20 protein-coding genes and 1 pseudogene are annotated in these 23,052 nt (G+C 63.1%); 11 read left to right on the top strand and 10 right to left on the bottom strand.

Annotated features, from left to right (window positions below):
* Positions 1-238: 238 nt before the first annotated feature.
* From adk to D8767_RS23420, 6 genes are all read left to right on the top strand, one after another.
* The gene (gene adk, locus D8767_RS23445; protein ID WP_016712963.1) at positions 239-889 is read left to right on the top strand and encodes an adenylate kinase; all 651 of its coding nucleotides are present in this window, start codon (positions 239-241) and stop codon (positions 887-889) included.
* A gap of 91 nt (positions 890-980) precedes the next feature.
* On the top strand, positions 981-1,655 hold the full coding sequence (gene tsaB, locus D8767_RS23440) for a tRNA (adenosine(37)-N6)-threonylcarbamoyltransferase complex dimerization subunit type 1 TsaB (protein WP_016712962.1): 675 nt from the start codon (positions 981-983) through the stop codon (positions 1,653-1,655).
* A 131-nt stretch (positions 1,656-1,786) separates the two neighbouring features.
* A complete protein-coding gene (locus D8767_RS23435; RefSeq protein WP_016712961.1) occupies positions 1,787-2,077 on the top strand; it encodes a hypothetical protein in 291 nt (96 codons plus the stop codon).
* 3 nt (positions 2,078-2,080) lie between these two features.
* A complete protein-coding gene (locus tag D8767_RS23430; protein WP_016712960.1) occupies positions 2,081-2,950 on the top strand; it encodes a DUF72 domain-containing protein in 870 nt (289 codons plus the stop codon).
* A gap of 28 nt (positions 2,951-2,978) precedes the next feature.
* Positions 2,979-3,809, top strand: a complete 831-nt coding sequence (locus D8767_RS23425; protein WP_016712959.1) for an oxaloacetate decarboxylase — start codon at positions 2,979-2,981, stop codon at positions 3,807-3,809.
* The gene (locus tag D8767_RS23420) at positions 3,809-4,498 is read left to right on the top strand and encodes an extensin family protein (RefSeq protein WP_016712958.1); all 690 of its coding nucleotides are present in this window, start codon (positions 3,809-3,811) and stop codon (positions 4,496-4,498) included. The genes D8767_RS23425 and D8767_RS23420 overlap by 1 nt, the downstream gene beginning before the upstream one ends.
* Before the next feature lie 2 nt (positions 4,499-4,500).
* Here the strand turns inward: D8767_RS23420 and D8767_RS23415 are convergent, their stop codons facing one another.
* The gene (locus tag D8767_RS23415; RefSeq protein WP_016712957.1) at positions 4,501-5,121 is read right to left on the bottom strand and encodes a hypothetical protein; all 621 of its coding nucleotides are present in this window, start codon (positions 5,119-5,121) and stop codon (positions 4,501-4,503) included.
* Between the two features lie 103 nt (positions 5,122-5,224).
* Here D8767_RS23415 and D8767_RS23410 point away from each other — a divergent pair, with 103 nt between their 5' ends.
* A complete protein-coding gene (locus D8767_RS23410; RefSeq protein ID WP_016712956.1) occupies positions 5,225-6,001 on the top strand; it encodes a class I SAM-dependent methyltransferase in 777 nt (258 codons plus the stop codon).
* 5 nt (positions 6,002-6,006) lie between these two features.
* Here the strand turns inward: D8767_RS23410 and D8767_RS23405 are convergent, their stop codons facing one another.
* Together D8767_RS23405 and D8767_RS23400 are read right to left on the bottom strand one after the other, a co-directional pair.
* Complete coding sequence (locus D8767_RS23405; RefSeq protein WP_085985033.1) at positions 6,007-6,939, bottom strand: RHS repeat-associated core domain-containing protein; 933 nt, start codon at positions 6,937-6,939, stop codon at positions 6,007-6,009.
* Positions 6,940-7,090: 151 nt separating this feature from the next.
* On the bottom strand, positions 7,091-7,732 hold the full coding sequence (locus D8767_RS23400) for a TetR/AcrR family transcriptional regulator (RefSeq protein WP_016712955.1): 642 nt from the start codon (positions 7,730-7,732) through the stop codon (positions 7,091-7,093).
* 264 nt (positions 7,733-7,996) lie between these two features.
* Here D8767_RS23400 and D8767_RS23395 point away from each other — a divergent pair.
* A pseudogene (locus D8767_RS23395) lies at positions 7,997-8,341 on the top strand (5,10-methylene tetrahydromethanopterin reductase); the annotation flags it as partial.
* On the opposite strand, the gene D8767_RS23390 reads toward D8767_RS23395, so the two are convergent.
* On the bottom strand, positions 8,333-9,574 hold the full coding sequence (locus tag D8767_RS23390; protein ID WP_016712953.1) for an acyl-CoA dehydrogenase family protein: 1,242 nt from the start codon (positions 9,572-9,574) through the stop codon (positions 8,333-8,335). The pseudogene D8767_RS23395 and the gene D8767_RS23390 overlap by 9 nt on opposite strands.
* 282 nt (positions 9,575-9,856) lie before the next feature.
* Between D8767_RS23390 and D8767_RS23385 the strand changes: the two genes are divergently transcribed.
* Together D8767_RS23385 and D8767_RS23380 are read left to right on the top strand one after the other, a co-directional pair.
* Positions 9,857-10,957 carry an efflux RND transporter periplasmic adaptor subunit gene (locus D8767_RS23385; RefSeq protein WP_016712952.1) on the top strand — a complete coding sequence of 367 codons (1,101 nt, stop codon included), beginning with the start codon at positions 9,857-9,859 and terminating at the stop codon, positions 10,955-10,957.
* Between the two features lie 6 nt (positions 10,958-10,963).
* Complete coding sequence (locus D8767_RS23380; protein WP_016712951.1) at positions 10,964-14,029, top strand: efflux RND transporter permease subunit; 3,066 nt, start codon at positions 10,964-10,966, stop codon at positions 14,027-14,029.
* A 37-nt stretch (positions 14,030-14,066) separates the two neighbouring features.
* On the opposite strand, the gene D8767_RS23375 is transcribed toward D8767_RS23380, so the two are convergent.
* Positions 14,067-14,756, bottom strand: a complete 690-nt coding sequence (locus tag D8767_RS23375) for a DUF4197 domain-containing protein (protein WP_016712950.1) — start codon at positions 14,754-14,756, stop codon at positions 14,067-14,069.
* A 166-nt stretch (positions 14,757-14,922) separates the two neighbouring features.
* The gene (gene plsB, locus D8767_RS23370) at positions 14,923-17,409 is read right to left on the bottom strand and encodes a glycerol-3-phosphate 1-O-acyltransferase PlsB (protein WP_016712949.1); all 2,487 of its coding nucleotides are present in this window, start codon (positions 17,407-17,409) and stop codon (positions 14,923-14,925) included.
* Between the two features lie 234 nt (positions 17,410-17,643).
* On the opposite strand from plsB, the gene D8767_RS23365 reads away from it, so the two are divergent.
* Complete coding sequence (locus tag D8767_RS23365) at positions 17,644-17,853, top strand: cold-shock protein (RefSeq protein ID WP_003252255.1); 210 nt, start codon at positions 17,644-17,646, stop codon at positions 17,851-17,853.
* A gap of 64 nt (positions 17,854-17,917) precedes the next feature.
* On the opposite strand, the gene D8767_RS23360 is transcribed toward D8767_RS23365, so the two are convergent.
* From D8767_RS23360 to D8767_RS23345, 4 genes are all read right to left on the bottom strand, one after another.
* Entirely contained in the window at positions 17,918-18,295 is a 378-nt protein-coding gene (locus tag D8767_RS23360; protein ID WP_016712948.1) for a hypothetical protein, read from the bottom strand.
* A 17-nt stretch (positions 18,296-18,312) separates the two neighbouring features.
* On the bottom strand, positions 18,313-19,125 hold the full coding sequence (locus D8767_RS23355) for a putative RNA methyltransferase (RefSeq protein ID WP_016712947.1): 813 nt from the start codon (positions 19,123-19,125) through the stop codon (positions 18,313-18,315).
* Positions 19,125-20,276 (bottom strand): succinyl-diaminopimelate desuccinylase, encoded by a 1,152-nt coding sequence (gene dapE, locus D8767_RS23350; RefSeq protein ID WP_016712946.1) that lies wholly within the window; start codon positions 20,274-20,276, stop codon positions 19,125-19,127. Before dapE ends, D8767_RS23355 begins: the two co-directional genes overlap by 1 nt.
* A gap of 97 nt (positions 20,277-20,373) precedes the next feature.
* Entirely contained in the window at positions 20,374-22,965 is a 2,592-nt protein-coding gene (locus D8767_RS23345) for a glycosyltransferase (protein ID WP_016712945.1), read from the bottom strand.
* Between the last annotated feature and the right edge of the window lie 87 nt (positions 22,966-23,052).

The following is a 23,052-nucleotide window of genomic DNA, read 5'->3' as shown; positions in this document are numbered from 1 at the left end:
TGAATGTGTGCCGTGCAGACCCTGCATGGGTAAGGGGAGGGTGGTTGCGCCGGGCGCAACCACCTGCCAGGTCAGCCGCAAGTGGCGCATTCCTGCAACTTTGGGACGCTTGTCTGGCTGCCGGGCGCTGTGTATCTTGAGCAGCCTTCTGACCGATTTTGGGTCATACCCGATTTTCCGGACTTGGCCCTGGTTGCCGAATCCATTGAATTTCATAAAAAAATTTGAGGAGCACAAGATGCGCGTAATTCTGCTGGGAGCTCCCGGGGCCGGTAAAGGTACTCAGGCAAAGTTCATCACCGAAAAGTTCGGTATTCCACAGATCTCCACCGGCGACATGCTGCGTGCTGCTGTCAAGGCCGGCACCCCGCTGGGCCTGGAGCTGAAGAAAGTCATGGATGCCGGCCAGCTGGTCTCCGACGAGCTGATCATCAGCCTGGTCAAGGAGCGCATCGCTCAGCCTGATTGCGCCAACGGCTGCCTGTTCGACGGCTTCCCACGCACCATCCCGCAAGCCGAAGCCATGGTCGCTGCCGGTGTCGACATCGACGCCGTGGTCGAAATTGCCGTGGATGACGAAGAAATCGTAGGCCGTATGGCGGGCCGCCGCGTACACCTGGCCTCGGGCCGCACCTACCACATTCAGTACAACCCGCCGAAAGTGGAAGGCAAGGACGACGAGACTGGCGAAGACCTGATCCAGCGCGACGACGACAAGGAAGAAACCGTTCGCCATCGCCTGTCGGTCTACCACAGCCAGACCAAGCCGCTGGTGGACTTCTACCAGAAGCTGTCGGCCGCCAACGCCGGCAAGCCGAAGTATAGCCACATCGAAGGCGTCGGCTCGGTTGAAGCCATCACCGCCAAGGTCCTGGCAGCCCTGAGCTGATCCAGCGCCTGACGCCCATCGACAACGGCCCGCTAGCGGGCCGTTGTCGTTTATACTGCCGCTCTTTTCCCTGCTCCTGGATACCTGTTCGATGACCACCCTGCTGGCCCTGGATACCGCCACCGAAGCCTGTTCCGTTGCGCTGCTGCATGACGGCAAGGTAACCAGCCATTACGAGGTGATCCCACGTCAGCACGCGCAGAAGCTGCTGCCGATGATCAAGCAGCTGCTGGCCGAGTCGGGCGTTGCGCTGAATCAACTGGATGCCATCGCCTTTGGCCGCGGCCCGGGCGCCTTCACCGGCGTGCGCATTGCCATTGGTGTGGTCCAGGGCCTGGCCTTCGCGCTGGAGCGCCCAGTGCTGCCGGTGTCCAACCTGGCTGCGCTGGCCCAGGGTGCATTGCGCGAGCAGGGCGTGCAACAGGTGGCGGCTGCCATCGATGCGCGCATGGATGAAGTGTACTGGGGCTGCTATCAGGCCACGGCGGGCGAAATGCGCCTGGTTGGCCGCGAAGCGGTGTTGCCGCCCGAGCAGGTAGCGCTGCCGGCAGACAGCGAAGGCGAGTGGTTCGGGGCCGGCACCGGTTGGGGCTATGCCGAGCGCCTGGCGGTGCAGGTGGCTGCCAGCAATGCCAGTGCCTTGCCTAACGCTCTGGACGTGCTCAGCCTGGCCAGCTTCGCCTGGGCCCGTGGCGAAGCGATCGGCGCCGAGCAGGCGCAACCGGTTTACCTGCGCGATAATGTCGCTACGCCAAAGAAGCACTGAATGCTGTTCGTCGGTTATCGACGGTAACCCCCAAACCTTCTGCGCGATCTGTGGTCCAGTTATCACTTAAGCATTAGCGACGGGACACTGATGCTGCTAAATTGCCATCATTGGTCCTGAGTATTCATGCCATGCGTATCGACGGTTTCTCATCGCAGTCCTACCCGATCAAGCGCGCGCCGCGCAAGGCAGCGGTGCGTGACGAGGCCATCGATGACGCCGAGGTGATCGAAGAGAACACCGCGGCGCCTCAGGAAACCACCGCCCGTCGCCGCAGCGGTGGCTTGCCTGCCCGCCCGCAGGACATGATCTTCCCCCGCGCCCGTGACCGACGCACAGCCACCGCATTGGCCAGTTACCTGAATACTGCCGGTTTCACCGATTGGGACATGGAAGTACTGGGGCTCGACCTGTACATTTGATGGATGAGTCCATCACCACTGCCTTATTTTCTCGGTTGCCCGTCGTGGAGTGAAAACGCCTGGCGTGACTACCTGTACCCCGCCGACGCCAACAGCAATGAGATGCTTGGCCTCTACAGCCAGGTGTTCAACGCTGTCGAGGGCAACACCACCTTCTACGCACGCCCCGCCCCCGGCACCCTTGCCCGCTGGGCGCAGGTGATGCCTGAGCACTTTCGTTTCACTGCCAAGTTTCCCCGTGACATCAGCCACGAGGGTGACCTGCGTGATCAGCTTGAGCCTGCTTTCGATTTCACACGCCTGATGGCCCCGCTGGGGCAGCGCGTGTCGCCGTACTGGTTGCAGTTGCCGGCGCTGTTCGGCCCGGCACGGCTGGGCGAGCTTTGCCACTTCCTTGATGAAATCGGCGTGCCGGTGGCGGTGGAGGTGCGCAACCAGGCCTTTTTTGCCAAGGGTGACGAAGAGCGCCTGCTCAACCGCCTGCTGCACGAGCGCGGGGTGGAGCGCATCTGCCTCGACCCGCGTGCGTTGTTCAGTTGCACTTCACGCGATGCTGCCGTGCTGCACGCGCAGTCCAAGAAGCCCAAGGTGCCACCACGCCCTGCAGCCTTCAGCCAGCACCCGCAGGTGCGCTTCATTGGCCACCCGGAGCTGGAGGCTAATGAGGCCTTCCTTACCCCCTGGGTAGAAAAGGTCGCCGCCTGGATCGAAGAGGGCCGCAGCCCCTACATCTTCCTGCACACCTCGGACAATCGTCTGGCCGCAGCCCTGGCCCAGCGGTTCCATCAACGCCTGATGGCACGCCTGCCGGGCCTTGCTTCTTTGCCTGAATTGCCGCGCGCTCCCGAGGTCGAACAACTGGGGCTACTCTGACCTTTCCCTCACTGCCGGAGGTTGATTCATGGATGTGCAAACCCTGCGAGCCGAAGCCTTCAAGGCACTGCATGAACGTAATGGCGCGTTCGTCATCCCCAACCCGTGGGATGCCGGCTCCGCCAAGTTGTTGGCCAGCCTGGGCTTCGAGGCGCTGGCCACGACCAGTGCCGGCCTGGCCTTCAGCCTGGGCCGTCCGGATGCCGAAGGTGCCTTGAACCTGGAGGACACCCTGGACAATGCCGGGGAGATTGTCGATGCGACCCCCTTGCCAGTGGCTGCCGACCTGGAAAACGGCTTTGGCGACCTGCCCGAGGATTGCGCCAATACCATCTTGCGTGCCGCTGAAGCGGGCTTGGTGGGCGGCTCCATCGAGGATGCCAGTGGCCGCAGCGAATTGCCCATCTATGACGTGGGGCTTGCGGTGGAGCGCGTTCGCGCCGCCGTGCAGGCTGCCCGTAGCCTGCCGTTCCCGTTCACCCTGTGCGCCCGGGCAGAAAACCTGCTGCACGGGCGCATGGACCTGGACGACACCATCAAGCGCTTGCAGGCTTACGCCGAAGCCGGCGCCGATGTGCTTTACGCCCCGGGCCTGCGTACCGTCGAGGAAATTCGTGCTGTGGTGCAGGCTGTGGCGCCGCGCCCGGTGAACGTGTTGATGGGCATGGCGGGTGTGTCACTGAGCGTGAATCAGTTGCAGGACCTGGGTGTGCGCCGCATCAGTGTCGGCTCGTCGCTGGCTCGCGCCGCCTTGGGGGCGTTTCACCGGGCTGCGCTGGAAATTCGCGATGAGGGTACATTCGGCTATGGGGAGCAGGCACTGCCGTTCGCTCAGCTGAACGACCTGTTCCGACGCTGATGAAGCCTGTGCTGGCGCTGCTGGCCGGCCTGCTGTTGTTGGCTGGCCTGGCCTGGCATTACGGCTGGCGCCTGCCTGGCGCATGGAACCCCTGGGCGCCGCTGGATGTGCGTCAGCCGCCCAACCTGCTGACCCCTTACAAGCTGGCACGCCTGCGCGATGACCCGGCGCTGTGCCGCCAGGCGCTGGGAACCAGCCAGTTGCGTTACCGGGCGCAAGCCGACAGCCCGACTTCGGCCAACTGCCCGTTGCAGAATGCCTGGCGAATCGAAGGCGGCCAGGCGCGGCTCAGCAGCAGCTTCCTGGCCAGTTGCCCGCTGGCAGTGGCCTACGCGCTGTTCGAAGCACATGGCTTGCAGCCGGTGGCGCAGCGGGTGCTGGGGCAACCGGTGACGCAGGTCGACCACCTGGGCAGTTTCGCCTGCCGCAATGTCTACCACCGTAAACAGGGCCGCCTGAGCCAGCACGCAACGGCCAATGCACTGGATATCAGCGGTTTTCGCCTTCAGGACGGCCAGCGCATCGTGTTGGCGCGTGACTGGCAGGCAGGTGGGCAGAAGGCGGAATTCTTGCGCCAAGTGCAGCAGGCGGCCTGCGAGAGCTTCAGCACGGTACTGGGGCCGGGCTACAACGCCGCGCACCATAACCACTTTCATCTGGACATGGGGCGCTGGCAGGTCTGCCGTTAGCCTCAGGCGTGAACGCGCACGTTGTTCAGCACCACTGGACGCGCCCAGTGGATGTCGAACTCCAGGTCGTTCTGCTGCTTGGCCAAGGTTGCGTCATCAAACGGTTCGGGCGCCGGGTCCAGCAGGTCGGTTTCGAATTCGGCGATGGGCAGGAACAATGAGCGCGGGGTAGGGCCTGGGCCGGGTTCAGCAATCGGCTGGCCCTGGCTCATCACCACCGGGCGCATCCAGCTGTTGCTGATATCGAGCTGACGCTGCTGCTCGATCAGTTCCAGGGCACTGAATGGCTCGGGGGCAGGGGGCAGCAGCTTGGCTTCAAGCTCTGCCTTGGGCAGGAACAGCGGCTCGGGTGGTGCTACCTCGATGTCTTGCACCGGGCACGCGCGCTGGGCGTCGATCAGCGCCAGTGCGCGGGCGCCGCCGATGGGTTCGCCGCTGTCCTGGTCATACTGCACGAACGACTGGCTGACGCTGTCTACGGGCTCTTCCTGCTGCTCGGCCATGGCCCGGGCAAAGAAATCCTGCCACAGGTGGCTGACGCCCCCGAGTGCCTGGGTGTTGTGCTGACTGTAGTTGCCGACAGGCGACAAGTAGGTCAAGCCGATGGGAAGAGTATCTGACATGGCAGTCGCGCGCGTTGTGCTCTGGCAGAATAGCGGGATATTGCCTGTATCGGCCGTGGCTGCCGATTCATTAAGGCTTGGTTTGACTTTTTAGGTGTGGACGATGGAAGAGCAAGGCACGGGTATCAGGGTCGAGGCGATGTCGGCTGAGTATGCGGAGCAGGCCACGGTATGGGCCGAGCGCCTGGGTTTGCCGCTGCAGGACGATGCCGCTGGCTTCTCCGTGCAGGTCGGTGCCGAGGGTTTGCAGATTCAGCAACTGGGCCCGCAGGCACCGGGGCCGGTGCGGGTGGACTTTGTCGAAGGCCAGGCGGCGCACCGGCGCCAGTTTGGCGGTGGCAACGGGCAGATGATCGCCAAGGCCGTGGGCATTGCCCAAGGCGTGCGGCCGCAGGTGCTAGATGCCACGGCAGGCTTGGGCAAAGACGCGTTCGTGCTGGCCAGCCTGGGCTGCCAGATGACCCTGATCGAACGCCAGCCGCTGATTGCCGCGTTGCTGGAGGATGGCCTGGCGCGGGCGCGCTCGGATGACGAGGTGGGCCCGATTGTCGGGCGCATGCGCCTTTTGACCGGCAACGCCATCGAGCGCATGCGCAGTTGGGAAGGGGAGGCGCCGCAGGTGATCTACCTCGACCCGATGTTCCCGCACCGCGACAAGAGCGCCCTGGTGAAAAAGGAAATGCGCGTTTTCCGGCCCTTGGTGGGGGATGACCTGGACGCGCCGGCCCTGCTCGAAGCTGCCTTGGCGCTGGCCAGCCACCGGGTGGTGGTGAAGCGACCGCGCAAGGCGCCGATCATTGATGGGCCGAAGCCCAGCCATAGCCTGGAGGGCAAGTCGAGCCGGTACGACATTTATCCGAAGAAGGCTTTGAAACCGTGATTGAGTTAGTCCAAGTCAAAGTCCAAACCTAAATTTAAGGCCGTAGTAGCTGAATCATCCCGTAATAACATGAATCTGGCCAGTAGGCTGTCGAGTTCTTCCTCTATCAGTCTGGACTCTAGCGAGGCACGCCGACTCTGGGTCTGTGTGTCGGGGGCTTGGTTTGAGGAAGGGATAATAATTCCTCGTGAGCTTTGTATTTCTCTAAGATTTTCTTCCGTGTAGGTGTAACGGTCAGTAAGGGGGTTTTTTGTTAGCTGTAGATATTCTGTATACTCATCGTTGAATTTTCTACGGTTTTCTAAGACACCTCTTCCCCATGCGGATAAATTGGACACTTTGGTTTCAGCCAGCTTTCCTACACGTTTGTTTCGTTTTATAAGCGACTTGCCCAGCGCCTTATATTCGTTGGCTGAAAATGATGGGTCTGCAAGTTTCAATCGCGGAGCCAGCGCATCATATGAATATTGGCGCGTTATCCATTTTTTGAACGATCTGCCGCTTGGGTCGGTACGGTTAATGGGGTCATTACCGCAATAGGCATAGGCATTGAGCCCCCCTTTGCCAAACGGCGACAAACGGTCCGCACTGTGAAAACGCATCAATCCCGCATTGTACAGGCGATGGCCATTACCCAGCAGGTAACCGACGGCTGAAGGTAGCCGGGTTTGCCCGGTAAAGCGGGACAGTATCGGGTGAGCGGCGGGTAAGTTGTCATTGCCATAAGGACTGTAGGCAATGGTCCTTTGGCTTTCTGCATGGGTGGTCACTGTTGACGCTTGGGCATCGCTGGCCAAAAGCTGTGCTTGCGTGGTTTGGCTGGTCGTTTCGCACAGGTTCTGTTGTTTGGCGCTGACGACTGTGAAATGAGCACTGCCTGAGTGCACTGTCGAGAGTGTTCTGCCCTTGTAAAAGAGCTGGAGTGTTTGCGTGGACATGGTGGTGCGCTCATGTGGGTGGGGTACATGAGAGCCTGTCAGGAAAGTGCCTGGTCGGATACTGGTAAAAATGTCAGGTAGTACGCCGGTGGGGATGCGGTTACTGGCAGACGCGCTCCTGGAAAGTGACCGCGTATGCCAGAAGATGCTTTCAGGGTTGGTACGCTCGCAAGAACACCCCCACTACCTCGCGCACATGCGCTTCGGCCTCTTCCCCCTCCAACGGCCCCGCACAGCCCAGCAGCAAGCGATAATCCGGCGCGCCTTTCACCAGGCAGAAGAAGTGCTCTGCCGCTCGCAGCGGGTCGTCAATGCGCAGCAGCCCGCGTTCATCCGCCCCGCGCAGCAGCGCTTCCATCCCTGCTAGCAAACGCTTGGGCCCGGCCTCGTAGAAATACTCGCCAAAACTCGGGTCCAGGCTGCCCTGAGCCATGATCAGGCGGCTGAGCTTGACCGCTTCGTCACTGCTGATCAGCGCCTGGAAACCACGGGCAATGGTCAGCAGTACCTCTTCTACCGGTACACCTTCGGGGTACTCGAACAACAGGTCAGGCAGCTGGATCTGGCAGGTGGCCATGACCGCCGAGCAGAACAAGGTCTGCTTGTCGGTGAAGTGGCTGTACACGGTGAGCTTTGAAACACCTGCCGCCGCAGCGACCGCATCCATGCTGGTGTTGGCATAGCCAAGGCTAAGGAACAGCGCCTTGGCCGCTTGGAGAATCGCTTCGCGCTTGGCCAGGTCCTTTGGCCGACCTGGGCCGATGGGTGCGTCGTTGGGCATTGTGGTCTGCATCTGGTTGAAGTGTCGTTCATCTTAACGGGTCAGACGCCATCCGGCTAAAACCAACCCGCAAAACCTGCTGTTCGCCAGTAGACACTTGATCGACACTGGTGTCGTCACGCAGCCAACGGACATGTTGATTTTTTATAAAGTACTGATTTATAACGATTAATTTGTTGGCATGAATCGTGTTGATAGAGCCGGAAGGGCACCTTGCAAGGGTGCCGAGCCTATCGAACAGGAGTGCCATTTTGCCGCCGGCCATGCCGAATGCGTGTTCGTCGCCGCGCCGCCGAGGCCGGGCGCGAGCCGCGCAAGGTGCTGATCTTCAATATGCAGACGGCGATCGTCGACGAAACCGACGCCAGGGCCCAGTCCAAATGGCAAAGCTACGCCAGCTACGAAGGTGCCCTGGCGCTGATTTCCGGCTGGACCGGCATCGACTTCAGGGCCCACGAATCCTTCCGCGACGTGGTCGGACTGCTGGTTCCCGAGCTGCAGCAACGCGGCGCCTACAAGACCGAATAGCGCCCCGGCTTTCTGCGCGAGAAGCTGTTCGGCGACGGCCCACGGCTACCGGCCAGCCACCCGGCAGCCGGATATAGCCGTCTCTTAGCGTTGCTTGGCCCCCCCACCAATCTGCCACACATACGGCGGTTCAGTACCGTTCACATGCCAGTCGCCGACGATCCGCTCCTTGTAGATCACCGGGTTGTGCGACGCCGCGGTGCGGGCGTTGCGCCAGTGGCGGTCGAGCTGGCGGCTGGTGCTGGTGGTGGAGGCACCCAAGGCATTGAACAGGTCGCTGGTGGCGCGCAGTACCAGGTCGATGGCTGCCACCTGGGCCTGGGCCGACTCCAGTTCGGCAAGCACATTGGCCTGCTGTTCTGCGGCCGGGTCATGGGCAAAACGTGCCAGGTAAGCCTGTTGGCTGGCCTCGGCGGCGCGCAGGGTCGCGGCCTCGGCGGCATACACCTGGCCCGAGGCCTTGCCGATCACTTGCAATACCTGTGGGTCCTCACTGACTGCCGCGCCGTTGCCGTGGCTGAACACCCGGGTGCGCTTGCGGGTCTCGTGGCTGAAATCCCGCACGGCGGCACGCCCGGAACCGGTGATCACCGCCAGCAGCACCAGCTGGTAGAACGCGGTCTGGTATTTGAAGCGGGTGGCGAAGTCGATGATGTTCTCTTCCTCGACCACGGCATTTTCGAACACCGAGGTACCGCTGCCGGTGGTGCGCTGGCCGAAGCCATCCCAATCGTCGCTCTGGCGGATGCCGGGTTGGTGGGTGCGGATGGCTGCGATCACGTCGGCCCCGGTGTCGTCGCGGCGGGCGAACAGGTCGATCCAGTCGGAGAACAGGCTGCCGGTGCTGTAGTACTTGGTGCCGTTGACCACCCACTGTTCACCCTGACGTGAGACGCGGGTGATGACATCGCCAATTTTCACCGCGCCGATCTCGGTCCAGGCGCAGCCCACCAGGTCACCTGCAACGAAGCGCTTGAACCACACATTTTGTGGCGCGCTGGCATGGGCGTTGAGGCGGTCTTCGACGAAGGCGAAATGGCCGCGCAGGGCCTGAGGCACGTTGGAGTCGGCTTCGGCCAGTTCGATCAACAACTGGAACAGCTGCGGCAACGAAGCGCCGCCACCGCCGTGCTCGACCGGTACGCGCACGGCACCAAAGCCGGCCTCCTTCAGCCAGCGGATCGGTTCGTGGGGCAGGGCGCGGTTGCGTTCGCGTTCCACGCTGCTTTCGGCAATGCGCGTGAAGATGGGCCTGAAGCGGGCGGCCAGCGTGGCGTAGTCGGCGCCGTTGGCGGGGACGGTCAGGTGTTGTTCGAGGGCAGTCATCGGAATACTCCAGGTACATGAAAGAGGGGGTGTACCGTTGATTGCACAGGTCGTGCCGGTTGGTGGAACGCCCGTGATACGGGGTTTGCGGCGTATATGAGGGATTTCTGGCTGTGGCGGGGTGGGGCAACTTGTTGATTGGCTGTGGGCTGTGCAACAGCTGACGGGTGTTGAAAAACCGTCTGGATTTCTTTGTAACGCCAGCTTCCCGGCACCGATTGCCTGATTTAATATACTTGCCAGTATAAATATTCGATGTGCACCTCTGCGAAAGGATTCATCATGTTGCGCCATGCCTTGTCCATCGCTCTGCCCGCCGCTGCCGTGCTGTTACTGGCGGCGTGCGGTCAGGAAGCCACACCACCTGCAGCGCCGCGCCCGGCGCTGGTGGTGCAGCCGCAGCCGGCTGAAGCCGCTGCCGACAGTTACCCCGGTGAAGTGCGTGCGCGCTTCGAGCCGGAGCTGGCTTTCCGCATTGGCGGCAAGGTCAGCAAACGCCTGGTCGAGGAGGGGCAGCGGGTCAAGGCCGACCAGCCGCTGGCTGAACTGGACCCACAGGACGTGCGCCTGCAACTGGAAGCCAACCGCGCCCAACTGGCAGCCGCCGAGGCCAACCTGGCACTGGTGCGCGCCGAGCGCGACCGTTACCGGAAACTGCTGGACCGGCAGATGGTCAGCCATTCCCAGTTCGATAACGCTGAAAACCTCTACCGTGCCGGCCTCGCCCGCTTGAAGCAGGCCAAGGCCGAATTCGATGTGGCCGGCAACCAGGCCGAATATGCCGTGCTGCGTGCTCCACAGGCCGGGGTGATCGCCAAGCGCCAGGTTGAAGTGGGCCAGGTGGTCGCCGCCGGGCAGACCGTGTTCACCCTGGCCGCCGATGGTGAACGGGAAGTGGCTATCGGCTTGCCAGAGCAGCAGTTCGCCCGCTTCGCCGTGGGCGAGCCGGTGAGCGTGGAGCTGTGGTCGTACCCACGGGAGCGCTTCCAGGGCCGTATCCGCGAGTTGTCGCCGGCCGCCGACCCGCGTTCGCGCACCTTCGCGGCGCGCATCGCCTTTACTTCGGCCGCCGCACCGGCCGAGCTGGGTCAGAGCGCCCGGGTGTTCATTGCCCATGAGGGGCTGATCCCGCTGTCGGTACCGCTGTCGGCGGTTACCGCAGAAAACGGTCAGGCGTATGTATGGCGGGTCAACAAGGACAGCCATCTGGAGCGAGCAGTGGTGCGTCTGGGGGCGTATGGCAGCGACAGTGTGCCAGTGCTCGAAGGCCTTGCCCCGGGCGACTGGGTGGTCGCCGCTGGCGGTCATGTGCTGCGCGAGGGCCAGGAGGTTCGCCCTGTGGACCGCAGCAACCGTGTAGTGAACCTGACGGCCAAGGAGTAAGTCCCGATGGGTTTCAACCTTTCTGCCTGGGCGCTGCGCAATCGCCAGATCGTCCTGTTCCTGATGATCCTGCTGGCGGCCATTGGCGCCATGTCCTACACCAAGCTGGGCCAGAGCGAAGACCCGCCGTTCACCTTCAAGGCCATGGTCATCCGTACCTTGTGGCCCGGTGCCAGCGCCGAGGAAGTGTCGCGCCAGGTTACCGAGCGCATCGAGAAGAAGCTGATGGAAACCGGCGAGTACGAGAGGATCGTCTCGTTCTCACGCCCCGGCGAATCGCAGGTCACCTTCATGGCCCGCGACTCGCTGCATTCCAAGGACATCCCCGAGCTGTGGTACCAGATCCGCAAGAAGGTCGCGGACATCCGTCACACCTTGCCACCGGAAATCCAGGGCCCGTTCTTCAACGACGAGTTCGGCACCACCTTCGGTAATATCTATGCGCTGACCGGTGAGGGCTTCGACTACGCGTTGCTCAAGGATTACGCCGATCGCATCCAGATCCAGCTGCAGCGGGTCAAGGATGTGGGCAAGGTCGAGCTGGTCGGCCTGCAGGACGAGAAAATCTGGATCGAGCTCTCCAACCTCAAGCTGGCCACCCTTGGCGTGCCACTGCAGGCGGTGCAACAGGCCCTGCAGGAGCAGAACGCGGTGAGCACCGCCGGCTTCTTCGAAACACCCAGCGAGCGCCTGCAACTGCGGGTGAGCGGGCGCTTCGACAGCGTCGAACAGATTCGCCAGTTCCCCATCCGCGTGGGTGACCGTACCTTCCGCATCGGCGATGTCGCCGAGGTGCACCGTGGCTTCAACGACCCGCCCGCGCCGCGCATGCGCTTCATGGGTGAGGATGCCATTGGCCTGGCCGTGTCGATGAAGGACGGTGGCGACATTCTGGTGCTGGGCAAGGCCTTGGAAGGCGAATTCGAGCGCTTGGCGCGCAGCCTGCCGGCCGGCATGGAGCTGCGCAAGGTGTCGGACCAGCCAGCAGCGGTCAAGGCCGGCGTGGGTGAGTTCGTGCAGGTGCTGGTCGAGGCCCTGGTCATCGTGCTGCTGGTGAGCTTCTTCTCGCTGGGCCTGCGCACCGGCCTGGTGGTAGCGCTGGCCATCCCGCTGGTGCTGGCCATGACCTTCGCCGCCATGCATTACTTCGGCATCGGCCTGCACAAGATCTCCCTCGGCGCTTTGGTGCTGGCGCTGGGCTTGCTGGTGGACGACGCGATCATTGCGGTAGAGATGATGGCGATCAAGATGGAGCAGGGCTACGACCGCCTCAAGGCGGCCAGCTATGCCTGGAGCAGTACTGCCTTCCCGATGCTCACCGGCACCTTGATTACCGCAGCGGGCTTCTTGCCCATCGCCACGGCAGCCTCCAGCACCGGCGAATATACCCGCTCGATCTTCCAGGTGGTGACCATTGCGTTGCTGACTTCATGGGTGGCGGCGGTGGTGTTCGTGCCTTACCTGGGCGAGCGCCTGCTGCCAGATCTGGCCAAGTTGCATGCCGCACGCCACGGCAAGGACGGCCACGCGCCAGACCCTTACGCCACGCCGTTCTACCAGCGTGTACGGCGAGTGGTGGAGTGGTGTGTGCGGCGGCGCAAGACCGTGATTCTGCTGACCATCGCCGCTTTTGTCGGCAGCATCCTGCTGTTCCGTTTCGTGCCCCAGCAGTTCTTCCCGGCCTCCGGGCGCCCGGAGCTGATGGTTGACCTGAAGCTGGCTGAAGGTGCTTCGCTGGCCAATACCGCCGAGCGGGTCAAACAGTTGGAGGCGCTGCTCAAGCAGCAGGACGGTATCGACAACTACGTGGCCTATGTGGGCACTGGCTCGCCACGCTTCTACCTGCCGCTGGACCAGCAGCTGCCGGCCGCCAGCTTTGCCCAGTTCGTGGTGCTGGCCAAGTCGATGGAAGACCGCGAGCGCCTGCGTAGCTGGCTGATCAGCATCGTGGACCAGCAATTCCCCGACCTGCGCGCCCGCGTTACGCGCCTGGAAAACGGCCCGCCTGTGGGCTACCCGGTGCAGTTCCGGGTGACCGGCGAACACATCGAGAAGGCCCGCGCGCTGGCGCGTGAAGTGGCTGACAAGGTGCGGGAGAACCCGCATGTGGTCAACGTGCACCTGGACTGGGAAGAACCGAGCAAGGCGGTGTTCCTGGAAATTGACCAGGACCGCGCGCGTGCCCTGGGCGTGAGCACCTCGCACTTGTCCAGCTTCCTGCAAAGCTCGCTAACCGGTACTACGGTCAGCCAGTACCGCGAAGACAACGAGCTGATCGAGATTCTGCTGCGCGGCACCCAACAGGAACGCGGTGAACTGGGCAACCTCGGCAGCCTGGCATTGCCCACCGATAACGGCCAGAGCGTAGCGCTGTCGCAGGTAGCCACCCTGGAATACGGCTTCGAGGAGGGCATTATCTGGCACCGTAACCGCTTGCCGACCGTGACCGTGCGTGCCGATATCTACGACAAGGAGCAACCGGCCACGCTGGTGAAGCAGATCGAGCCTACCCTGCGTGACATCCGCGCCAAGCTGCCGGATGGCTACCTGCTGGAGGTCGGCGGCACGGTCGAGGACTCCGAGCGTGGTCAGAAGTCGGTCAACGCTGGCATGCCGCTGTTCGTGGTGGTGGTGCTGAGTTTGCTGATGATCCAGCTGCGCAGCTTCTCGCGCACGGTGATGGTGTTCCTCACCGCGCCGCTTGGGCTGATTGGCGTCACCCTGTTCCTGCTGGTGTTCCGCCAGCCGTTCGGCTTTGTCGCCATGCTCGGCACCATTGCCCTGGCGGGGATGATCATGCGCAACTCGGTGATTCTGGTGGACCAGATCGAGCAGGACATCGCGGCGGGCATGGAGCGCTGGCAGGCAATCATCGAAGCCACGGTGCGGCGCTTCCGCCCGATTGTGCTGACCGCGCTGGCGGCGGTGCTGGCGATGATTCCGTTGTCACGTAGCGTGTTCTACGGGCCGATGGCGGTGGCGATCATGGGCGGGTTGATCGTGGCTACGGTGTTGACCCTGTTGTTCCTGCCGGCGTTGTATGCGGCGTGGTTCAGGGTCAGGAAGGACTGAAGACCGCAGGGGGCTGCAAAGCAGCCCCCTAGGGGCATCAGAGGGCGCCGAAGACTTTTTTGGCCAGGCTGGTAGCCGCTTCAGCCGGGTTCTGGCGAATGCTTTGCTCCTGCTTGCCGATCATTTCGAACAGACCGTCCAGCGCCTTTTCGGTCACGTAGTTCTCGATGCTGGCGCTCTTGGCATCCACCACACCGAGCGCCACGGCCTGCCCGGCAAAGTTGTTGTACTGCTGGGCCAGGCCAACCTTGTCGGTAGCCTGCTTAACGATCGGCAGGAACTTGGCGCGGATCTGCTCACGGCTGCTCTTGTTCAGGTACTGGGTGGCCGAGTCGTCACCGCCGCTGAGGATGCCTTTGGCATCGGTCACGCTCATGTTCTTCACGGCATCCACCAGAATTGCCTGGGCCTGCGGCACGGCAGCTTCGGCAGCCTTGTTCATGCTGGTTTCCAGCGCTTCGACCTGTTCACCTTTGCCGAACATTTTCATTGCCTTGGCGGCTTTGCCCAGGTTGCCCGGCAATTCGATGCGCACTTCCGGGTTGTTGCTGAAGCCGCCTGGGGTGCTCAGTTGCTTGACGGCCAGCTGCGCGCCTTGGGTCAGGGCATCTTTCAGGCCGCCGGTGGCGTCTTTCTGGGTCAGGTCACCCAGCGACAGGGCCAGCGCACTGGCCGACAGCAGCAGGCCGGCGCACAGGGTGGTGAAACGCAGGGAGGTGCGGATCATGAAGCTTTCCTTCTGGAGAGGTAGTGTTGCGGATTTTCCCGGCTGGTGAGGGGTTGTCAATCGTTGGCTGCAGGTGTTCGCCGTTGGTCTTGCAGCGCCTGTGAGATCAAGCGCCGCCCGCGCGGCGCTCGATCTCACAGGCGCAACAACTGTCACGCCGGTCACATCAGGGGGGCGAAGTTTCCAGGCCATCGTCACGGTGCAGGGCCACTTGGCGGATCGACAGGCGTAGCTCCGCAGACAACACACGCTTGGCCACGCCCTCGGCCAGTTCGCCGAGTTTGTCGTGGTAACCCAGCTTGCCTTGAGCGTCGGCATGCAGCACGCCTTGCTCAAGCAGGGTCTGGATGAAGTGGCGGAACAGCGTTTTGTCGAAGAACTCCGGGGCATTCAGGCCATGCAGGATCGACAGGCGTTGGGCCATCATCACGCACAGGTCTTCCAGCGCCTCGGCGCTGAGGCTGTTCTGCCCGTTGTTGAGCAGCAGCGAAGTGGCCATGTAGAAGCGCTGCAGGGTCTGGGTGATGGTGCGGGCGAGCAGGGTCAGCAACACGAACTGCCGCGAGCTGGGCGCCGGGCGCACATACACCTCGCCGTCCATGCGCAGCAGGCCTTGCTCCACCAGCGCGGCCAGCCACTGGTCGATCACTTCCTCCAGTTGCTCTGGCGTCCAGCGCAAGAACAGTTCGGCCTGCAGGTACGGGTACAGCGCCTGTACATACTGGCCCAGCAATTCGCGGCTCATGCGCGAGCTGCTGAGGAAGAAGCTGGCCAGCAGCGCCGGCAGGGCGAAGATGTGCAGCACGTTGTTGCGGTAGTAGGTCATCAGGACCGCATTGCCTTCATCCAGGTACAGGATGCGGCCCAGGGCGTCCTTCTGTTCGGCCACCAGGTTCATGCTGCGTACATGTTCGATCAGCGCCTGGCCGTCGCCGTCGGGCAGGGTGGTATGGGGCGAGTAGGGCACTTGGCGCAGCAGCGCCAGGTACAGGTCCAGCACGCGGGTCAGGGCGCGTTCGTCCAGGGCCAGGCGGCTGGTGGACAGCAGCGCCAGGGCCACCAGGTTGACCGGGTTGATGGCAGCCGCCTCGTTCAGGTGACGGGCCACGGTTTCACCCAGGCGGGTGGTGGTAGCGTTGAGCCATTCCGGGCGGTACTGCGGGCCATGGTCTTGCTCACGCCAGCCGGGCTGTTGTTCGTCGAGGAAGCCGGCCAGGCGGATCGGCTCGCCGAAGTTGACGTAGACCTGGCCAAAGCGCTGCTTGAGCGCGCCAAACACCTTAAAGATGTCGAACACCGACTCCTTCTTCTTGCTGGCACCGCGCAGTTCGCCCAGGTAGGTACGGCCTTCGAGTACGCGCTCGTAGCCGATGTACACCGGCACGAACACGATCGGCGTGCGTGACGAGCGCAGGAAACTGCGCAGGGTGATGGCCAGCATCCCGGTACGTGGTTGCAGCATGCGCCCGGTACGCGAGCGGCCGCCTTCAACGAAGTACTCGACCGGGAAGCCCTTGGTGTACAGGGTGTGCAGGTACTCGTTGAACACGGCGGTGTACAACGGGTTGCCCTTGAACGTGCGGCGCATGAAGAACGCACCGCCACGGCGCAGCAGGTTGCCCACTACCGGCATGTTGAGGTTGATGCCCGCAGCCACGTGCGGCGGGGTGAGGCCGTTGCGGAACAGCAGGTACGAAAGCAGCAGGTAGTCGATGTGGCTGCGGTGGCACGGCACGTAGATCACTTCGTGGCCGGGGGCGATGCCCTGCACGTGCTCGATGTGGTTGACCTTGATGCCGTCGTAAATCTTGTTCCAGAACCAGCTCAGCACCACTTCAAGGAAGCGGATGGCGGTGTAGGTGTAGTCCGAGGCAATCTCGTTGCCATAGCGCAGTGCCTGGGCTTCGGCTTTGGCCAGCGGCAGGTTCTCGCGCTGTGCCTCGTCGACGATGGCCTGGCGCACTTGCGGGGCGTGCACCAGGCCTTTGACCAGGTTGCGCCGGTGCGAGATGTCCGGGCCGATGACCGCTGTCTTGAGGTTGCGAAAATGCACGCGCATCAGGCGTTGGGCCATGCGCACGGTGCGCTCGTGCCCTTTGTTGTGCTGCACCAGTTCGCGCAGGTGGATAGGCGCGGAGAACTGCACCCGGGTCTTGCGCCCCAGAATCAACACGGTCAGCAGCCGGCGCAGGCGCCCGGTAACCGCCCAGCTGTCGGCGAACAGCAGCTTCCACGGGCTGGATTCACTGGCCGGGGTCTGGCCCCAGAACACGCTGACGGGAATGATCTGCGCATCTTCCTCGGCATGCTGGGTGACGGCAGCGACCAGGCGCTCAAGCGTTGGTGGCGCGCCGCTTTTGTCCTGCCGGCCCAGCCAGTCCGGGTCGGGGGTCAGGTAGAAGAACCCGGCCGGCTCCTGCAGTGGGCCCACGGCTACCGGCAATACCGGGCGCGGCAGCCCCGCTTTGGTGCATTCGTGGTCGAGCACGGCCAGGTCGGTGAGCGCGGGCGACGGCAGTGCGTAGAACACCGGCCTGCTGCGGTCGAGGTTGAGGGACATGGACGACTGGTTGATGGTCTCGGAGCGCACCCACAGGTACAACAGGCGACGCAGGCCGCCGAAGATCAGGCGGTGCAGGGGGGAACGGGTCATGGGGTGTGTGCCCTGGGTGTGATGTTCAGGTGAGTATCCAGCTAATTAGTCTGCCGTATCGGCGTAAGTTCAGCAAAAATCGGCCAACTGCGGGGGCCGTCATCAATTTTTTTTGTTCTGTGTCATATACTCGGCCTGCCACTTGCAGGATATTTCGGCAAGCGGCGTTGGCACGGGGCAGGTGACCCTATGCCTGCACGGCGATCTTCACAATAAAAATCCGGAGTAGTTCAGATGTCGTCTCGTGAGACTGGGAACGTAAAGTGGTTCAACGATGCCAAGGGTTATGGCTTCATTCAGCGCGAAGGTGGTGCGGATGTATTCGTCCACTATCGGGCGATCCGCGGTGAGGGGCATCGTACCCTGGTCGAAGGGCAGCGCGTGGAATACGCCTGCGTGCAGGGCCAGAAAGGCCTGCAAGCCGAAGACGTAGTGGGCCTCTGAGCCTTTTGCGGTAGGCCTCAAGCTGCAAGTTGACCGTGTAACTTGCAGCCTGAAGCAACCTGTTTCAGCTGGTGCGCCAGGTGATTTCCTCTTCACCGTCGGCGCTGATGCGGACCCAGCGGTCGGCATCTTCTTCCCCGTCTTCCTCTACCCAGCCACCCGGCGCGCAGCGCACTTCCACACCCAGTGCGGCGAAGGCGGCGCGGGCGCAGGCGACATCATCAGCCCATGGCGTCTGGTCGCTTTCCAGGTACAGGCTGTTCCATTTCCCTACAGCCTTGGGTAACCAGGTGACCGGAATGTTACCGGCCTGGCATTTGAAGGTGTGGCCTTTCTGCTTCCATTCGCTGCACGGGCCGATTGCCTGGGCGAGCCACTCGGCAATCTGCTTGTGGTCGACGTCGGCGTCCTTCAGGTAGATCTCGATATCAGGTTGGCGCATAAGGGCTCCGGGTGTGCTCAGTCTTGGCGCACGAAATAGTCATAACGCATGGAAACCGTCACCTCGAACGGCTCGGCCTGGTCGATGACCAGCGCGCGTTTTTCGGCGCTGGCGCGCCAGCCGTGCGGGGTCATGGCCAGCAGGTCGGCGCGGGCCTTGGGTTCGGCCAGGCTCAGGCGGAACTCAAGGGTTTCGCTGTGGGCATGGGCCATGCCTTCGGGGACCAGGGCCAGGTGTTTGTCGTCGGCGTAAGGGCGTACTTCATCGTAGAGCACTTCGCGCAGCTCCATCAGGTGGCCGCTGGTAGGGCCGACCCGCATCAGGCCGCCGCCGGGGCTGAGCAGGCGCTTGGCCTCGGCCCAGTCCAGCGGGCTGAATACGCTGGCGATGAACTGGCAACTGGCGTCGGCCAAAGGCACGCGGGCCATGCTGGCAACCATCCAGGTGACTTCCGGTGCGCGACGGCAGGCACGCTTTACCGCCTCGCGGGAAATGTCCAGCGCGTAACCGTCGGCGGCCGGCAGGGCCTGGGCGATCTGTGCGGTGTAGTAACCCTCGCCGCAGCCGATGTCGAGCCAGGCGCCGGGCTGGCGCTCGGCGGCAAGCTCGGCCAGGCGGCTGGCCACCGGGGCATAGTGCCCGGCATCGAGGAAATCGCGACGGGCTTCGACCATGGCCTGGTTGTCACCCGGATCGCGGCTGTTCTTGTGCTGTACCGGCAGCAGGTTCAGGTATCCTTGGCGGGCGCGGTCGAAGCGGTGGCCGGCCGGGCACACCACACCGTTGTCGAGCCGGCTCAGCGGCGCCTGGCAAAGGGGGCAGGCGAGCATCAGGCGAGCAACCGTACCAGGGTCTGGTAGTAGATTTCGGTCAGCAGGTCGAGGTCGCTGGCCAGAATCCGCTCGTCCACCTGGTGGATGGTGGCGTTGACCGGGCCCAGCTCGACCACCTGCGTACCCATGGTGGCGATGAAGCGGCCATCGGAGGTGCCGCCGCTGGTGGACGGCTGGGTATCGCGGCCGGTGACGCCCTTGATGCTGGCCGCCACAGCGTCCAGCAGTTCGCCCGGTTCGGTGAGGAATGGCAGGCCAGACAGCGCCCAGTCGATCGACCAGTCCAGTTCATGCTTGTCGAGAATCGCCGAGACGCGCGCCTGCAGGCCTTCGACGGTGGACTCGGTAGAGAAGCGGAAGTTGAACAGTGCAGTCAGCTCGCCCGGGACCACGTTGGTGGCGCCGGTGCCGGAATTGAGGTTCGAGATCTGGAAGCTGGTCGGCGGGAAGAACGCGTTGCCTTCGTCCCAGTGCTCGGCTGCCAGTTCCGCCAGGGCCGGGGCGGCCAGGTGGATCGGATTGCGCGCCAGGTGCGGGTAGGCCACGTGGCCTTGCTTGCCGCGCACGGTCAGTTTGGCACCCAGCGAACCGCGACGACCGTTCTTGACCACGTCACCCAGCAGGGTGGTGCTTGAGGGTTCGCCGACGATGCACCAGTCCAGGCGTTCGTTGCGCGCTTTCAGGCGTTCGACCACCGCCTTGGTGCCGTGGTGAGCCGGGCCTTCCTCGTCGCTGGTGATCAGGAAGGCGACCTTGCCACGGTGGTTAGGGTAGTCGTGCACGAACCGCTCGCTGGCGATCACCATGGAGGCCAGGCTGCCCTTCATGTCGGCAGCGCCACGGCCGCAGAGCATGCCGTCGGCGTCGATCAGCGCTTCGAACGGTTCATGCTGCCATTGCTGCACCGGGCCGGTGGGCACCACGTCGGTGTGGCCGGCAAAGCACAGCACCGGGCCCTCCTGGGTGCCGTGGGTGGCCCAGAAATTGTCGACGTCTTCAATGCGCATCGGCTCCAGCTGGAAGCCCACGGCGCCCAGGCGGTTCATCATCTGCGCCTGGCAATCGGCGTCGACGGGGGTGACCGAGGGGCGACGGATCAGGTCGCAGGCCAGTTGAAGGGTAGGCGAGAGCTCGGCAGGGGCCGTCATGGGGGACTCCGGGGCAAGGCAAGGCGGGGAAATCTGAGGGGCGTTATCTTATATCAAACTGAGGGGGCGGTGGGGCCGCGTTGCGGCCCCACAAGTCTCAAGCCTGTTGCGGTTCTGCAGCCTTTTCTACCGGCTTGGGCAGCGAAGACAGCAAGGCCATCACCAACGCCGCTACATATGGCAACGACTGCACCAGCAACATCGCCACCCAGAAGCGCATGTCCGAACTCGGCAGCCCTTGCACCAGGTAGATGCCGAGCGCCGCGCCCCACAGCAGCAACATGATGAACAGCTCTTCGCGTGCTTCGGAAAGTGCCACCAGCAACCCATGGCTGTCGGCATTCTTCGGTGTGCGGAAGAACGGCATGCTGCTGGTGAAGAACCCGTACAGCACCGCCTTGGCGATGGTGTGCGACAGCGCCAGGCCGGCCAGCGCTGCGGCGAAGGCGTCTTTCAAGTTCACGCCTACTGCACGGCGATACAGGAAGATGATCTTGCCCACCTTGAAGAAGAACAGCGCCAGCGGCGGGATGGCGAAGATCATCAGCGGCGGGTCCACGCGGTGCGGGACGATGATCATCGCCGCCGACCACAGCAGCGCGCCGATGGTGAAGAAGATGTTCATGCCATCGGCGATCCATGGTAACCAGCCGGCCAGGAAGTGATAACGCTGGCCGCGGGTCAGCTCGCTGCCCTTGCCGCGCAGCAGGGCGCTGGCGTGGTGCTTGATGATCTGGATGGCGCCATAGGCCCAGCGGAAGCGCTGCTTCTTGAAGTCGATGAAGGTGTCGGGCATCAGGCCCTTGCCGTAGCTGTTGTGGGCGTAGGCCGCCGACAGGCCTTTTTCGAACACGCGCAGGCCCAGTTCGGCGTCTTCGCAAATGCACCATTCGGCCCAGCCCAGCTCTTCCAGCACCGTGCGCCGGGTCATGGTCATGGTGCCGTGCTGGATGATCGCGTCACGGTCGTTGCGGGTGACCATGCCAATGTGGAAAAAGCCCTTGTACTCGCTGTAGCACAGCTTCTTGAACGCGCTTTCGTGCTGGTCGCGGTAGTCTTGCGGCGACTGCACCACGGCAATTTTCGGGTCGGCGAAGTGCGGCACCATGTGCTTGAGCCAGTTGCGGTCGACGCAGTAGTCCGAGTCGATCACCGCGATCACTTCGGCGTCCTTGGCGGTGTGCGGGATCAGGTAGTTCAGCGCGCCACCCTTGAAACCGGCCAGGGGCGCGACGTGGAAGAACTTGAAACGCTCGCCGAGCTTCTCGCAGTGGGCCTTTAGCGGCTCCCACACGGCCGGGTCCTTGGTGTTGTTGTCGATCACCAGCACTTCGTAGTCGGGGTAGTCCAGTGCGGCCAGGGCGTCGAGGGTCTGCTTCACCATCTCGGGCGGCTCGTTGTAGCACGGCACATGCACCGACACCTTGGGCCGGTAAGCGCTGTCGGCCTCCACCGGCAGGAACTCGCGGCGGCGCTTGTGTATCCATACCGCCTCGGCCAGTTCGTGGGCTTCGGTCAGTAGCACGATGAACACGCCCAGCGCGCCAAGGGCCAGCAGCACGCCCACGGTCAGGCTGAACCAGGTGCTGTATTGCTGGCTGTAGTCGTAGGCGATCCACACCAGCACCGACCCGCACAGGAAGGTGATGAAGGTAAGGAAGGTGCGGCCGCGCTGGCGCAGGGCCGAGCCGTCGATGAACAGCACCATCAAGGCGATCATGGCCAGCACGACCGACGCCACGGCCAACGCACGCCACTGCGGGATCGCCACCACCGGGCCGTCGAAGTTAAACTTTTGCTGGCGCTCGGCGTTGTACACGCCCCAGTAGGCGCCTACCGAGCCTTCATCGCTGGCCTTCCACGGCTGGTCATAGGCTTCGATGACGAAGTAGTTGTAGCCACGGCGGTTGAGGGTGTTGACCAGCGTTCGCAGATAGATGGCCTGGTCGGCCTGGGTGGCATCGGCACCCCCGCGCATGCGGCCGTTGCTCGGCCAGCCGACCTCTGACAGCAGCAGGGGTTTACGCGGGAACTGGTGCCGCAGTTCACGGGCACGGTCGAGCACGAACTCGACCGAATCCTTCATTGGCACGAACTCCCAGTAGGGCAGGATGTGCGCAGCAATCAGGTCGACGTGCTTGGCAATTTCCGGGTTTTCCTTCCAGATGTGCCATTGCTCACTGGTGGTCACGGGCACCTTCACAGCTGCACGCACGCGGTCCAGGTACTTGATCAGGTTTTCCGGGGTAACCTCTTCACGGAATAGCGCCTCGTTGCCGACCACGACCCGCACGACACTGCGCGAGGTGTTAGCCAACTGGATGGCGGTGGCGATTTCGCGCTCGTTGCGCTCCAGGTCCGGGCTGATCCAGATGCCCAGCGTTACCCGCAGGCCGAATTCCTCGGCCAGGCGCGGGATGTCGGCCTGGGTGCCCTCCACGGTGTAGATGCGGATGCTGTCGGTCAGTTTGCTCAACTGCTCCAGGTCCTGGCGCATCTCGTCGTCACTGGGGTACTGGCCTTTTTGCGGGCTTTCACCCAGGCGGAACGGCGAATACGAAAAGCCAGAGATCTGCTCTGGCCAGGCGGGGGCGGAAACCGGGCGGTTGATCAGGGCCCAGAACCCGGTGAACAACGCGGCGATGGCCAGGACCACGACCAGGTTCAGGCCGAATTTACGTGAAGACATTGTCGTCCATTTGTGTCGAAGTGATAGGACATTAAAGCAGGGTTGGCAGTGTCTTTCCTAACGATGCAGGCCATGGGCCGGCTGGCA

This window comes from Pseudomonas sp. LTGT-11-2Z, assembly GCF_003691445.1.
Taxonomy (GTDB): Bacteria; Pseudomonadota; Gammaproteobacteria; order Pseudomonadales; family Pseudomonadaceae; genus Aquipseudomonas; species Aquipseudomonas monteilii.
This window is presented reverse-complemented; position numbering and strand designations above follow the sequence as displayed.

Coding starts and splice junctions, on each gene's coding strand:
- adk (WP_016712963.1), top strand. CDS start 239: ATGCGCGTAATTCTGCTGGGAGCTCCCGGGGCCGGTAAAGGTACTCAG.
- tsaB (WP_016712962.1), top strand. CDS start 981: ATGACCACCCTGCTGGCCCTGGATACCGCCACCGAAGCCTGTTCCGTT.
- D8767_RS23435 (WP_016712961.1), top strand. CDS start 1,787: ATGCGTATCGACGGTTTCTCATCGCAGTCCTACCCGATCAAGCGCGCG.
- D8767_RS23430 (WP_016712960.1), top strand. CDS start 2,081: ATGAGTCCATCACCACTGCCTTATTTTCTCGGTTGCCCGTCGTGGAGT.
- D8767_RS23425 (WP_016712959.1), top strand. CDS start 2,979: ATGGATGTGCAAACCCTGCGAGCCGAAGCCTTCAAGGCACTGCATGAA.
- D8767_RS23420 (WP_016712958.1), top strand. CDS start 3,809: ATGAAGCCTGTGCTGGCGCTGCTGGCCGGCCTGCTGTTGTTGGCTGGC.
- D8767_RS23415 (WP_016712957.1), bottom strand. CDS start 5,121: ATGTCAGATACTCTTCCCATCGGCTTGACCTACTTGTCGCCTGTCGGC.
- D8767_RS23410 (WP_016712956.1), top strand. CDS start 5,225: ATGGAAGAGCAAGGCACGGGTATCAGGGTCGAGGCGATGTCGGCTGAG.
- D8767_RS23405 (WP_085985033.1), bottom strand. CDS start 6,939: ATGTCCACGCAAACACTCCAGCTCTTTTACAAGGGCAGAACACTCTCG.
- D8767_RS23400 (WP_016712955.1), bottom strand. CDS start 7,732: ATGCAGACCACAATGCCCAACGACGCACCCATCGGCCCAGGTCGGCCA.
- D8767_RS23390 (WP_016712953.1), bottom strand. CDS start 9,574: ATGACTGCCCTCGAACAACACCTGACCGTCCCCGCCAACGGCGCCGAC.
- D8767_RS23385 (WP_016712952.1), top strand. CDS start 9,857: ATGTTGCGCCATGCCTTGTCCATCGCTCTGCCCGCCGCTGCCGTGCTG.
- D8767_RS23380 (WP_016712951.1), top strand. CDS start 10,964: ATGGGTTTCAACCTTTCTGCCTGGGCGCTGCGCAATCGCCAGATCGTC.
- D8767_RS23375 (WP_016712950.1), bottom strand. CDS start 14,756: ATGATCCGCACCTCCCTGCGTTTCACCACCCTGTGCGCCGGCCTGCTG.
- plsB (WP_016712949.1), bottom strand. CDS start 17,409: ATGACCCGTTCCCCCCTGCACCGCCTGATCTTCGGCGGCCTGCGTCGC.
- D8767_RS23365 (WP_003252255.1), top strand. CDS start 17,644: ATGTCGTCTCGTGAGACTGGGAACGTAAAGTGGTTCAACGATGCCAAG.
- D8767_RS23360 (WP_016712948.1), bottom strand. CDS start 18,295: ATGCGCCAACCTGATATCGAGATCTACCTGAAGGACGCCGACGTCGAC.
- D8767_RS23355 (WP_016712947.1), bottom strand. CDS start 19,125: ATGCTCGCCTGCCCCCTTTGCCAGGCGCCGCTGAGCCGGCTCGACAAC.
- dapE (WP_016712946.1), bottom strand. CDS start 20,276: ATGACGGCCCCTGCCGAGCTCTCGCCTACCCTTCAACTGGCCTGCGAC.
- D8767_RS23345 (WP_016712945.1), bottom strand. CDS start 22,965: ATGTCTTCACGTAAATTCGGCCTGAACCTGGTCGTGGTCCTGGCCATC.